Consider the following 12,432-nt stretch of genomic DNA (forward strand, 5'->3'; position numbering starts at 1 on the left):
CTATCGTGGATCAGCCAAGTGAATCGAAAACCGCCGGGAAAGGTGATCGAGGATAACGCCGCGCGCTCGCCAGATCGGCGGACGGTTACTCGTCGCCGATCAACGTCAGTACGTCGCCGATGATCCGCCGCATGGCGATCCGGGCGGCGTCCGGATCGCGTGCGGCGATCGCGGCCGCGACCGCACCGTGGTCGGCGACGTTCGCCGAGCGGCCCTTGATCCGGTTGGTGAAGCGGATCGAGGTCTGCAGCGCGGTCGATACGACAGACTGGAATTGTGCATAGAACGGGTTCTTCGACGCCCGCAGGATCGCGACGTGAAACGCGATGTCCGCATCGAGCGGGTCGCCCGAGCCGGCCTCCGCGGCGGCCATCCGGTCCAGCCCGCGGTGAATCGCCAGCAGGTCCGATTCGTCGCCGAACTGCGCCGCCAGCGCAGCACCTTCGGGCTCGATCGCGATCCGCAACTGGTTGAAGTGCCGCAACAGGTCGACCGAGAATTTACGCTCCAGCGTCCAGCGCAGCACGTCGGTGTCGAACAGGTTCCAGGTGCTCGATGGCTGCACCATCGTCCCCTGCCGCGGACGGGCGCTCACCAGCCCCTTGGCGGTCAGCATCTTGACCGCCTCGCGCGTGACCGAACGGCTGACGTCATGCTTGGTGGCGATGTCCGCCTCGGTTGGAAACGACCGCGTCTCGTAATAGCCGGTCACGATCGCGCGACCCAGCGTATCGAGCAGCGCCTGAGTCAGGTTCCGCCCGCCGGCCGTCACCGGGATCGCCCCATCATGCTCTGTCATGTCCGCCGTCATCGCCCGAAGTTCTGGCGCAAGATCAGCGCGCTGTCACCTGTCTGGATCGAGCGAGCATATAATGGCGTCATCAGGCACCCCACTGGACTTTGAACAATTGTCGTATAATTGTCCCCGAACGTCCAGAGCGTCGCTCTGGGGACATGATATGGGTTTGCCTGGAGACGGCCGGCGATATGCAGGCGCGAGAACCAGGCTGACGGGATCGAGGGTGCGGGGATGACGTCTTTCATCGCAGTCGACTGGGGCACCTCCAATCGGCGCGCGTTTCGGATCGACGATGGCCAGGTCGCCGCGGTCGAGCGTGACGGACGCGGTGCGGCCAGCGTGAAATCAGACGATTTTGCGGGCGAGGTCGCCGGCATCCGCGATCGGCTCGGCGATCTGCCGATGCTGCTTGCCGGCATGGTCGGGTCGACCATCGGCTGGCACACCGTTTCCTATGTCGCTGCCCCCGCCGGGCTCGCGGAGATCGCCACCGCGCTCCACCGGATCGACGATAGAACCGCGATCGTGCCTGGCCTGTCGTACCGCGACGGATTGCACGCGGACGTGATGCGCGGCGAGGAAGTGCAGTTGCTCGGTGCGGTCGCTGCCGGGCTTGTGCCTGCCGACGCATTGCTGTGCCAACCCGGCACGCACTGCAAATGGGCGACGATCGAGCGCGGCGCGATTACCCGCTTCACCACCGCGATGACCGGCGAACTCTTCGCGCTGCTGCGGACGCACGGCATTCTCGCCAGCCAGCTCGGCCATCCGGTCGAACCCGGCCCAGCATTCCGCGAAGGCGTTAGCGAGGGCGCGAAACGCGATCTCGCCGCCAGCCTGTTTGCGATCCGCGCGCGCGGTGTGCTCGGACTCGCCGACGATGCGCACGCCGCCTCGTTCGCAAGTGGTTTGCTGATCGGGGCGGATACTGCCGCGCGGATCGAGCGCGGAACGACGGTACATATCCTTGCCGACCCCGCGCTTGGCGCACTCTATGCCGACGCGATCGATGCGCTCGGCGGCATCTCACACCATATCGACAGCCAGGCCGCGTTCGTGGCCGGCATCACCCGCATCCAGGATCTTGCAGCATGACCCCCGGCACAACGCACCGCCAAGCCTTTGACGACGCCTTCGCCAAATGCCCGCTGATCGCGATCCTGCGCGGCGTGAAACCCGATGAGGTCGAGGCGATCGGCGAAGCACTGGTCGAGGCGGGCTTTACGATCCTCGAAGTGCCGATGAACTCGCCCGACCCGCTCGACAGCATCGCGCGGCTGGCGCGGCGGTTCGAAGGGCGTGCGGTCGTCGGCGCAGGCACGGTCTTGCGCGTCGAGGACGTCGCGGCGGTCGGCGCGGCGGGTGGGACCCTGATCATCGCGCCCAACGCGAATGTGCGCGTGATCGCCGCCGCGGCAGAGCAGGGCTATGTCGCGCTGCCGGGCATCGCGACGCCGACCGAGGCGTTCGCCGCGCTCGACGCTGGCGCCGCTGCGCTCAAACTGTTCCCCGCCGAAGCCGCAAGCCCCGCGGTGTTGAAGGCGATGCGCGCGATCCTCCCCAAGGACGCACGTGTCCTCCCGGTCGGCGGGATCGTGCCCGAGATCATGGCGGGTTGGCGCAAGGCGGGTGCGGCTGGATTTGGCCTCGGCTCTGCCCTGTATGCGCCAGGGATGACCGCAGCGGATGTCGGCGCGCGCGCGCGCGGGTTCATCGCGGCGTTAAAGGCCTAACCTAGCGCCGCGGGTGCGATTGGCCAGCGCGAGACTTTCGCGGTGATCGCAACTCGCGGGTGTTGATGTCCGGTCGGCGGAGTCGCGATATCGAGCGATGAGCGACGTGCCGTAGCATGAAGCGCCGTCCGCGTGAGATGACGCGAGGTTTGGACCCCGCGCTATCGTCTTCACGCCGCATAATGACTAGGGCGGCGCGATGATGTTCGCCGACCAGGAACGAGACCTCGCCACGCTGACCGCCGCCGACCGGTACCGGTCGCTCCGCCCGCGCACAGGCATCGACTTCGCCTCGAACGACTATTTGGGGCTTGCCGGATCGGAGCGATTGCGCGCCGCGATGACCGAGGCTCTGGCGACCGGCGTACCGGTAGGCTCAGGCGGATCGCGGCTGCTGCGGGGCAATGCGCCCGAGCATGAGGCGCTGGAAACGGATGCCGCGCGATTCTTCGGGACCGAGGCCGCGCTATTCTTCGCCAGCGGATATGTCGCCAACACTATCCTGTTTGCGACGCTGCCGCAGCGCGGCGACCTGATCGTCCACGACGCGCTGATCCATGCCAGCGCGCACGAAGGGATGCGCCTGACGCGCGCGACCGTCGTCGCGGCGGCGCATAATAACGCGGCCGCATTCGCGGACGCGATCGTCGCATGGCGCACGTCGGGCGGTACCGGTCGCGTGTGGATCGCCGTCGAAAGCCTCTACAGTATGGATGGCGACCAAGCCCCGCTCGCCGCACTCGCCGAGATCGCCGATCGCCACGACGCGATCCTGCTGATCGACGAGGCGCATGCGACGGGCGTGTTCGGCACCGATGGTCGTGGCCTTGCCGAGGGACTCGACGGGCGAGAGAACGTCATCAGCCTGCGCACCTGCGGCAAGGCGCTCGGTTGCGAGGGCGCGTTGCTGTGTGGCGCCGCGGTGATGCGCGACTTCATCGTCAATCGCGGTCGTGGCTTCATCTTCTCGACCGCGCCGTCGCCGCTGATGGCGCTGGCCGTCGGCGAGGCTTTGAGGATCATGGCGGACGAACCCGCGCGGCGCGATCGGCTGTGGGATCTGGTCGCGGTCGCCGAGCGCGTGCTGGCACCCTATGGCGTGGCGGCGACCGGGTCGCAGATCCTGCCGCTGGTCCTCGGCGATGCGGCGCGGACGATGCGCGTCGCGGGCGCGATCCAGGCGGCAGGGTTCGACGTGCGCGGGATCCGCCCGCCGACCGTGCCCGAGGGCGGGTCGCGGTTGCGGATATCGTTAACGTTGAACGCGACCGCGGCGGATATCGAGGCTTTGGGTGCGGTTATGAAAGAGGCGCTGCAATGACGATCGTGGTCACCGGGACGGACACCGATATCGGCAAGACCGTGTTCGCCGCCGGCCTGACCGCCGCGCTCGGCGCGCGCTACTGGAAGCCGGTGCAGGCCGGGCTGGCGGACGGCAGCGATGCGGCGTCGGTCGTGACGCTCGGCGTCCCCGCGGACCGCGTCCTCCCCGAAGCCTACCGGCTGACGACACCGTGCTCGCCGCATCTCGCCGCCGAGATCGACCGCGTGGCGATCGATCCGGAGCGGCTCGCGCTGCCCGAGGTCGACAGCGCGCTGGTGGTCGAGGGCGCGGGTGGAGTCATGGTGCCCGTCACGCGCGAGTTGATCTTCGCCGACCTTTTCGCGCGATGGGCAAAGCCCGTGGTGCTCGTCGCGCGGACCGGGCTCGGCACGATCAACCACAGCCTGTTGTCGATCGAGGCACTGCGCAACCGCGGCGTGCCGATCCTCGGCATCGCGTTCGTCGGCGATGCGGTCGAGGATAGCGAGGCGACGATCGCCGCGCTCGGCCAGGTCCGCCGGCTCGGCCGCCTGCCGCGTCTCGATCCGCTGAACGCGGCGACGCTGGCCGCAGCGTTCGCCGCGAATTTCGACCTGGCGGCGTTCCGGTGAGCGAGTCCCCCGTCTGGCACCCCTTCACGCAGCACGGCCTGCGCGAGCCGATCCCGCTCGTCACGCATGCCGAGGGCGCCGCGCTCTACACGGCGGATGGCCGGCGGATCGTCGATGCGATCTCGTCCTGGTGGGTGACCACGCATGGCCATGCCAACCCGAAGATCATGGCGGCGATCGCCGAGCAGGCGGGCAAGCTCGACCAGATCATCTTCGCCGGCTGGACGCATCAGCCCGCCGAGGACCTCGCGCGCGGCCTCACCGCGATCATGCCGCCCGAACTGACGCGCGTGTTCTTCTCCGACTCAGGATCCACCAGCGTCGAGTGCGCGCTGAAGATGGCGCTCGGCTACTGGCTCGATCGCGGCGAGGATCGCCACCGCATCCTCGTGCTCGAACACGGCTATCACGGCGACACGATCGGCGCGATGTCGGTCGGCGCGCGCGGCGTGTTCAACCGGGCATATGCGCCGCTGCTGTTCGACGTCGGGACGATCCCGTTTCCCGCCGCCGGGCTTGAGCAGGCGACGCTCGACGCGCTGGAGAAGGCCTGCGCCGCGCATCCGGCCGCGTTCATCGTCGAGCCGCTGCTGCTCGGCGCAGGCGGGATGCATATCTATCCCGCGCATATCCTAGCCGAAATGCGCCGCATCTGCGCGCGCCACGGAGTCCTGTTTATCGCCGACGAGGTGATGACCGGCTGGGGCCGCACGGGCACGCTGCTCGCGTGCGAACAGGCAGGCGTGGTGCCCGATATCCTGTGCCTGTCAAAGGGGCTGACCGGTGGCGCGATCCCGCTCGCGGTGACGATGGCGACCGAGGCAATCTACCAGGCGCATTACGGCACCGACCGGTCGCGGATGTTCTTCCACTCGTCGAGCTACACCGCCAACCCGATCGCCTGCGCCGCCGCCACTGCGAACCTGTCGATCTGGCGCGACGAACCGGTGCGCGACCGCATCGCCGATCTCGCCGCCCGTCAGGCGACGCGGCTGGAGGCACTCGCCCAACATCCCCGCATCGCCAATGCGCGCCAGATCGGCACCATCACGGCGGTCGAACTGCGCGGCGAAGACGGCTATCTGTCGCAGATCGGCCCACGCCTGCTCGCGTTCTTCGGCGCCCGCGACCTGCTGCTCCGCCCGCTCGGCAACACCGTCTACGTCATGCCGCCCTATTGCATCGACGATGCCGATCTCGACCGGATCTACACAGCGATTGGCGAAGCGTGCGACATGCTCGGGCAAGACACCTGACCTTTTTGCTGCAGTGCAGCAACAAATGATGTACTTCCCACGTTGAGACATGATCGCGGCCGAGTTCGCGTTGCGACGAAAGGCTCGATTTGTGAGAAACATCGCCGATACCATCGCCCGCATGGCGCGTGCCGGGGCACCAATCCCGCGCGACACTGCGCCGACCCGCCTGACACCGTTGATCGAATTCGGCACGAACCCGGGCGCGTTACTCGGCTACAGCTATGCACCGCCCGGTCTGCGCGCCGGCGCGCCTTTGGTCGTCGTCCTGCACGGCTGCACGCAGACCGCGGCGGGCTATGATCACGGGTCGGGCTGGTCGCAGCTTGCCGACCGGGCCGGCTTTGCGCTGTTGTTTCCCGAACAGACGCGCGCGAATAATCCCAACCTCTGCTTCAACTGGTTCGCCTCCGAAGACACCGCGCAGGCGGGCGGCGAGGCGGAATCGATCGCACAGATGACCGAGACGATGATCGCGCGCCACGCTCTCGACCGCAGCCGCGTGTACGTCACCGGTCTGTCCGCGGGCGGCGCGATGACGGTCGCGATGCTGGCCACGCGACCCGACCTGTTCGCGGGCGGTGCCGCGATCGGTGGACTCGCCTACGGCACCGCGACAGGCGTGTCGCAGGCGCTCGACCGGATGCGCGGGCATGGCGACACCAGCGACACGGCGCTGGTCGAGCTCGTCCGCAGCGGCGCGCGCGGTCATGACGGGCGCTGGCCGACCTTGGCGATCTGGCATGGCGGCGCGGACGCGACCGTGAGCGTCGCCAACGCCGACACGATCGCAAGGCAGTGGCGCGGCATCCACGGCGTCGACGCGAAAACGGTGCGTGAGGACCGCAAGGGAAACGCGGTGCACCGGACCTGGTCGGACGCGCAGGGGCGCGCGGTGGTCGAGGATTGGACCGTGCCGGGGATGGGGCACGGCACGCCGATCGATCCATCGCGCGGCGAACGGCTCGGCGCTGTGGGGCCGTACATGCTCGACGTCGGGATTTCGAGCACCGCGGTCATCGCCAGCTCCTGGGGCCTGATCGACACCGCCGCCGCGCCCAAGCCCGCGGCGGGCGACCGCGTTGCGAAGATCGCGATTCCGGTGACGCCCAAGCCCGCCGCGAAGCCGCGCGCGGCGGCTCCGGCGGGGGTCCAGGCGACGATCGAACACGCACTCCGCGCCGCCGGGTTGATGCGATAGGGCGGCATACCGACTAGCGTTAAGGTCTTTGATGCGCACTCACCCCCCTTTCGTCAGGATGACGGAGTAGGTAGTGGCGGGGTCCTCGCCGCGAGCGCGCGCCGGATTGCCCCACGCCGAAGCATCGGTCGGTGATCGACTTGCCGGCGAACCGGGGTAAAGCCGGGACATGATCACCCCGCCCCGCCCCTGGCGCACCGAATTCAAATCCACGCTGACACTCGCGTGGCCGCTGGTCGCGACGAACCTCGCGCAAGCGCTGGTCGGCGCGACCGACGTGGCGATGCTCGGGCGGCTCGGGTCGGATACGCTGGCCGCGGCGACGCTGGGGCTCAACCTCTATCTCGTCTTCCTGATCTTCGGCATGGGCCTGACCACCGCGGCGGTGCCGATGATCGCGCGCGAGCGTGGCGCACGGCCGCATGCGGTGCGCGATATCCGGCGGACCGTGCGCCAGACCATCTGGGTCGCCGCCACGCTCTGCATCCCGTCCTGGATCATCCTGTGGAACGCCGAAGCGATCCTCGTCCACCTGCTCGATCAGGATCCGCGCCTCGCGCACGAAGCGGCGCGGTTCGTACGCGCGGTCATGTGGGGGATGTTGCCGAGCCTCGCCTTCCTGGTGTTGCGCGCGTTCGTCGCCGCGCTCGAGAAACCGGCCTGGTCGCTGGTGGTGATGGTCGGATTGCTGGTCGTCAACGCCGCGCTCAACTGGCTGCTGATCTTCGGCCATGCAGGGCTGCCCGCGCTCGGCCTGCTCGGGTCTGGCACCGCGAGCAGCATCGCCAACGGTCTGAGCTTCGTCGCGATGGCCGCCGTCATCGTCTACGTTCGGCCGTTCCGCCGCTACCGTCTGCTCGGCCGGTTCTGGCGCCCGGATTGGCCGAGGTACCGCGCGGTGTGGACACTCGGGCTGCCGATCGCGATCACGCTCGGGTTCGAATCGACCGTGTTTATCGCCGCCGTCTTCCTCATGGGCCTGCTGGGCACCGTGCCACTTGCCGCACATGCCATCGCGATCCAGATCGCGAGCGTCACCTTCATGGTCCCGCTCGGCATCGCGCAGGCGGCGACGATCCGCGTCGGTCTCGCCTCGGGGCGGGGCGACCGCGCCGGGATCGGCCGCGCCGGCTGGACGGCGTTCGCGATCGGCGAGGGCTTCATGGTGCTGACCGCCCTGCTGCTCGTGCTCGCGCCGCAACTGCTGATCGGTATCATCCTCGACGTCGACGCGCCTGCCAACGCCCCGGTCGTCGCGCTGGCGATCTCGCTGCTCGCGGTGGCTGCGGTGTTCCAGGTCGTCGACGGCGCGCAGGTGATCGGCGCGGGGATGCTGCGCGGGCTCGGCGACACGACGGTGCCGATGATCTTCGCGGCGATCGGCTATTGGGGGATCGGCATCGGCGTCGGCGCCTGGCTCGCCTTCGCGCACGGCTGGGGCGGGGTCGGCATCTGGACGGGACTGGCGACCGGCCTGGCGGTGGTGGCGGTGCTGATGATGACGCGGTGGCACGCCCGCGAACGGCTTGGACTTGACTAAGCCTCGCTTGATCCCTTTGTCGTATAATAGTTGTGATACATAACCGCTTTGGCGTGTTAACGTGTGTTACACCATGGGAGCATGACACATGCCTGATCAAGACCGCATCGTCGCGATCGGGTTGCTCACGCAGCGCGACGTCTTCGCGCTCGGCCACGACCTGTCGCGGGTCTATCCGATCGACGAGGCGCCGTGCTTCGGTGCGTTGCTCGGCGCGATCGACGATGCCGATCGCGCGTTCCACCGCGCGCATGATGCGCGCCAGCGTGTCAGCGCACCCCGACACGGCGCAACCCCGCGCGCGTAGCGGCGTTCGAGACCCGCACCCCTTGCGGAGATCGACGATGACGCTGCCTACCGAATTGCTGCTGCTGGGCTGGTCGACGGTCCTGCTGTTCGCCTATGTCATGATCCAGGGACAGACCGCGACGCGCGATCGCGGGCTCGACTGGAATGCCGGCCCACGCGACGGCGACCAGAAGCCGCTGGGCGAGATGGCCGGCCGCGCCGAACGCGCGCTCAAGAACTTCCAGGAAACCTATCCGGTGTTCGTCGCGCTCGCGCTGGGGCTGGCGGTGACCGATCGCACCGGCGGGCTCGGCGCGATCGGTGCTTGGCTGTGGTTCGGCGCGCGGATCGCGTACATCCCGCTATATCTGTTTGGTATCCGCTACGTCCGCAGCCTGTGCTGGCTGGCGTCGATCCTCGGGCTTCTGCTGATGCTGATCCGCTTCCTCTGAGATTCAGTCGCGCAAGGTGCGGATGATCGCCGAGAAGTCGAGCCCACCCTGCCCGGCCGCCGCGAACGCTTCGTAGCGCTCGGCGGCCTTCGCGCCCATTGGCGTATCCGCGCCGACGTCCTGCGCTGCCGCCATTGCGAGGCGCAGGTCCTTGAGCATCAGCGCGGCTGCGAACCCGCCCTGATAGTCATGGTCGGCGGGCGTGTCGGGCCCGATCCCGGGCAGCGGCGCATAGCTCGTCATCGACCAGCTCTGGCCCGAGGATACGCTGGCGATGTCGTAAAAGGCCTGCGGGTCGAGCCCGAGCTTGTCGGCCAGCACGAACGCCTCGCAGGTCGCGATCATCGTCGCGCCGAGGATCATGTTGTTGCAGATCTTCGCCGCCTGCCCCGCGCCGTTCGCGCCGGCGTGGATCACCGCTTTGCCCATGTCGGCGAGGATCGGCTGCGCGCGATCGAACGCCTCGCGCGAACCGCCGACCATGAAGGTGAGCGTCCCCGCATTGGCCGCACCGATCCCGCCCGAGACAGGCGCATCGACCGCGGCGAGCCCCTTGGCCTGCGCCGCCTCGGCGACCTGCTTGGCGGTCGCGACGTCGATCGTCGAGCAGTCGATCAGGATCGCGGAGGGCGATGCGACGCCGAACAGCGTGTCGTACACCTCGGCGACATGCTTGCCGGCGGGGAGCATCGTCACGATCGCCTCGGCACCGTCCGCGGCTTCGGCGGCGGAGGTGACCGGCAGGCAGCCCGCGGCCTTCGCCTTGGCGAGCGCATCGGCGCTCAGGTCGAACGCGCGGACGTCATGGCCCTTCTTCGCCAGGTTGGCAGCCATCCCGCCGCCCATGTTGCCGAGCCCGATGAATCCGATGCGTGCCATGTTCTCTCTCCTAAATCTGCCGCGGCGACTGTGTCGCTCGCGATCCAACCCCGCGATCTGCGGCTACGTCCTGCCCCCCAAACTCCGTCGCCCTGACGAAAGTCAGGATCCAGAGCCAAGACCGACACCGCCCGTAACCCTGGATCCTGACTTTCGTCAGGATAACGGGCGGGCGGCGACGCGCCTGCTACTTCCCCGTCCAGCTCCCCGCGCGCTTCTCGACGAAGGCGGCCATGCCTTCGCTCTGGTCCGCGGTGCCGAACAGCCCGTGGAACAGCCGCCGCTCGAACTGGACGCCCATCGCGAGCCCCGTCTCGAACGCCGCGTTGACCATCTCCTTGTTCGCCAGCACCGCCAACGGCGCCATCGCGGCGATGGTGGCTGCGGTCTTCACCGCTTCCTCGATCAGCTCGTCGGCGGGGATGATCCGCGAGACCAGCCCTGCGCGCTCGGCCTCGACCGCATCCATCATCCGCCCGGTCAGCACCATCTCCATCGCCTTGGCCTTGCCGACCGCATGCGTGAGGCGCTGCGATCCGCCCATGCCGGGGGACACCGCGAGCTTGATCTCGGGCTGGCCGAACTTGGCGGTGTCCGCGGCGAGGATGAAGTCGCACATCATCGCGACCTCGCAGCCGCCGCCCAGCGCATAGCCCGCGACCGCGGCGATGATCGGCTTGCGCGTCCGCGTCACCTGCTCCCAGCCGGCGAAGAAGTTGCTCGCATACATGTCGGCAAAGCCCTGGCTCTGCATCTCCTTGATGTCCGCGCCCGCGGCGAACGCCTTGGCGCTACCGGTCAGCACCGCGCAGCCCTGCGACGGATCCGCATCGAACGCGGCGAATGCGGCGATCAGGTCCGCGAGCACCTGCGAATTGAGCGCGTTGAGCGCCTGCGGCCGGTTGAGCGTGACGAGCGTGACCTGCCCGCGCTGCTCGACGAGGATCGTTTCGTAATCGGCCATGTCAGTCTCCAATAAGCATCGTCATCCTGGACTTGATCCAGGATCCAGAGCCACGAGCGTCATCGCAAATGGCTCTGGATCCCGACTTTCGTCCGAATGACGGATTAACCCGGCGTCCACGCCTCGCTCTCCGGCAGCGGCGCGAAGATCTGGTCGATCACGTGATCGGTCACGTCCTCGGGCGTCGCCGGATCCCAGCGCGGCGCATTGTCCTTGTCGACGATCACCGCGCGGACGCCCTCGATGAAGTCGTGCCGCTGCACGACATGCGCGCCGACCGCGTATTCCTGTTTCATCTCGTCCGCGAAGCTCGCCATCGCCGCACCATCGTGGAGCAGCCGCAGCGACACCTTCATCGTCTGCGGCGACTTGGTCCTGAGCGTCGCAAGCGTCTTTGCCGCCCACGCGCCACCATCGGCGTCGAGCGCGGCATAGATCTCCTCGAGCACGTCGGACGCAAACAGCCGGGCGATCTCGTCACGATGCGTCATGATCTCGGCATCGTCGGGCACGTCGGACGACCCTTCGAGTATGACGTCGATCTCGCGCGGACGCTCGACGATCCAGTCCTTCACGCTCTCGAGCTTGGCGCTCGTCAGATAATGCGTCGCCAGGCCCAGCGCCAGGCAATCGGCGCCGTTGATCCGATGCCCGGTCAGCGCAAGATACTGCCCTATCCGCCCGGGCAGCCGCGACAGATACCAGCCGCCACCGACATCGGGGAACAACCCGATCCCCGTCTCGGGCATCGCGAACTTCGTGTTCTCGGTCGCCACCCGGTACGTGCACGGCAGCGCGAGCCCGACGCCGCCGCCCATTGTGATCCCGTCCATGAAGGCCACGATCGGCTTGGCATAGACGAACAGCCGGTGGTTCATCCGGTACTCGGCATGGAAGAACGCCCGCGCCTCGACGCCGTCGGTTGCACCCGATGCGGCCAGCATCCGGATATCCCCGCCCGCACAGAACCCACGACCCTCGGCATGATCCACGATGATCGCCTCGAACGACGGATCCCCGCGCCACGCCTCGAGCGCCTCCAGCACGCCCTCGCACATAGCGAGGTTAAGCGCGTGCAATGCCTTTGGTCGGTTCAACCGAATACGGCCGACAGGCCCTTCATTCGCAACGATCAGATCCTCAGTCACGCGGTCTCCTCCCGGGCACAATCTCCGCGCCTCCGCGTCTCCGCGTGAGAAAATGCTTGGTTCACGCGGAGACGCGGAGCCGCGGAGGAGAAGGAGCGAGCAAAGCTGCGCGGACTCATTGCCGCGTCAGCTCGCGGCCGACGATCATGCGCATGACCTGGTTGGTCCCCTCGAGGATCGAATGCACGCGCAGGTCGCGCCAGAAGCGTTCGATCGGATAGTCCTGCAGATACCCAT

14 protein-coding genes are annotated in these 12,432 nt (G+C 67.9%); 9 read left to right on the top strand and 5 right to left on the bottom strand.

Annotated elements, in window-relative coordinates; genetic code table 11:
• Window positions 1–85 precede the first annotated feature (85 nt).
• Complete coding sequence (locus tag ASE88_RS16595; protein ID WP_055882344.1) at window positions 86–799, bottom strand: FadR/GntR family transcriptional regulator; 714 nt, start codon at window positions 797–799, stop codon at window positions 86–88.
• Between the two features lie 231 nt (window positions 800–1,030).
• Between ASE88_RS16595 and ASE88_RS16600 the strand changes: the two genes are divergently transcribed.
• The 9 genes from ASE88_RS16600 (at window position 1,031) to ASE88_RS16640 (ending at window position 9,204) form a co-directional block, all read left to right on the top strand.
• Entirely contained in the window at window positions 1,031–1,894 is an 864-nt protein-coding gene (locus ASE88_RS16600) for a 2-dehydro-3-deoxygalactonokinase (protein ID WP_056480025.1), read from the top strand.
• Window positions 1,891–2,532: a 2-dehydro-3-deoxy-6-phosphogalactonate aldolase gene (locus ASE88_RS16605; RefSeq protein ID WP_056480028.1), complete on the top strand. Its 642-nt coding sequence runs from the start codon at window positions 1,891–1,893 to the stop codon at window positions 2,530–2,532. Before ASE88_RS16600 ends, ASE88_RS16605 begins: the two co-directional genes overlap by 4 nt.
• A gap of 199 nt (window positions 2,533–2,731) precedes the next feature.
• Complete coding sequence (locus ASE88_RS16610; protein ID WP_056480031.1) at window positions 2,732–3,853, top strand: 8-amino-7-oxononanoate synthase; 1,122 nt, start codon at window positions 2,732–2,734, stop codon at window positions 3,851–3,853.
• Window positions 3,850–4,467 (top strand): dethiobiotin synthase, encoded by a 618-nt coding sequence (gene bioD / locus ASE88_RS16615; RefSeq protein ID WP_056480034.1) that lies wholly within the window; start codon window positions 3,850–3,852, stop codon window positions 4,465–4,467. The genes ASE88_RS16610 and bioD overlap by 4 nt, the downstream gene beginning before the upstream one ends.
• Window positions 4,464–5,723: an adenosylmethionine--8-amino-7-oxononanoate transaminase gene (locus ASE88_RS16620; protein WP_056480036.1), complete on the top strand. Its 1,260-nt coding sequence runs from the start codon at window positions 4,464–4,466 to the stop codon at window positions 5,721–5,723. The genes bioD and ASE88_RS16620 overlap by 4 nt, the downstream gene beginning before the upstream one ends.
• A 91-nt stretch (window positions 5,724–5,814) precedes the next feature.
• Window positions 5,815–6,924 carry an alpha/beta hydrolase family esterase gene (locus ASE88_RS16625; RefSeq protein WP_056480374.1) on the top strand — a complete coding sequence of 370 codons (1,110 nt, stop codon included), beginning with the start codon at window positions 5,815–5,817 and terminating at the stop codon, window positions 6,922–6,924.
• Between the two features lie 169 nt (window positions 6,925–7,093).
• Window positions 7,094–8,464 (top strand): MATE family efflux transporter, encoded by a 1,371-nt coding sequence (locus tag ASE88_RS16630; protein WP_055881319.1) that lies wholly within the window; start codon window positions 7,094–7,096, stop codon window positions 8,462–8,464.
• Between the two features lie 88 nt (window positions 8,465–8,552).
• Window positions 8,553–8,771, top strand: a complete 219-nt coding sequence (locus ASE88_RS16635; RefSeq protein WP_056480039.1) for a hypothetical protein — start codon at window positions 8,553–8,555, stop codon at window positions 8,769–8,771.
• Between the two features lie 37 nt (window positions 8,772–8,808).
• Window positions 8,809–9,204, top strand: a complete 396-nt coding sequence (locus ASE88_RS16640; protein WP_055881326.1) for an MAPEG family protein — start codon at window positions 8,809–8,811, stop codon at window positions 9,202–9,204.
• 3 nt (window positions 9,205–9,207) lie between these two features.
• On the opposite strand, the gene mmsB is transcribed toward ASE88_RS16640, so the two are convergent.
• The 4 genes from mmsB to ASE88_RS19640 form a co-directional block, all read right to left on the bottom strand.
• Window positions 9,208–10,083 (bottom strand): 3-hydroxyisobutyrate dehydrogenase, encoded by an 876-nt coding sequence (gene mmsB, locus ASE88_RS16645; RefSeq protein ID WP_056480042.1) that lies wholly within the window; start codon window positions 10,081–10,083, stop codon window positions 9,208–9,210.
• A 187-nt stretch (window positions 10,084–10,270) separates the two neighbouring features.
• Complete coding sequence (locus tag ASE88_RS16650) at window positions 10,271–11,047, bottom strand: enoyl-CoA hydratase (protein ID WP_056480045.1); 777 nt, start codon at window positions 11,045–11,047, stop codon at window positions 10,271–10,273.
• Window positions 11,048–11,151: 104 nt separating this feature from the next.
• Window positions 11,152–12,195 (bottom strand): enoyl-CoA hydratase/isomerase family protein, encoded by a 1,044-nt coding sequence (locus ASE88_RS16655; RefSeq protein WP_056480048.1) that lies wholly within the window; start codon window positions 12,193–12,195, stop codon window positions 11,152–11,154.
• Between the two features lie 115 nt (window positions 12,196–12,310).
• The coding region (locus ASE88_RS19640) for an acyl-CoA dehydrogenase family protein (RefSeq protein ID WP_268795233.1) at window positions 12,311–12,432 on the bottom strand (122 nt) is incomplete at its 5' end.

The sequence above is a fragment of the Sphingomonas sp. Leaf38 genome (assembly GCF_001421825.1).
GTDB lineage: Bacteria > Pseudomonadota > Alphaproteobacteria > Sphingomonadales > Sphingomonadaceae > Sphingomonas.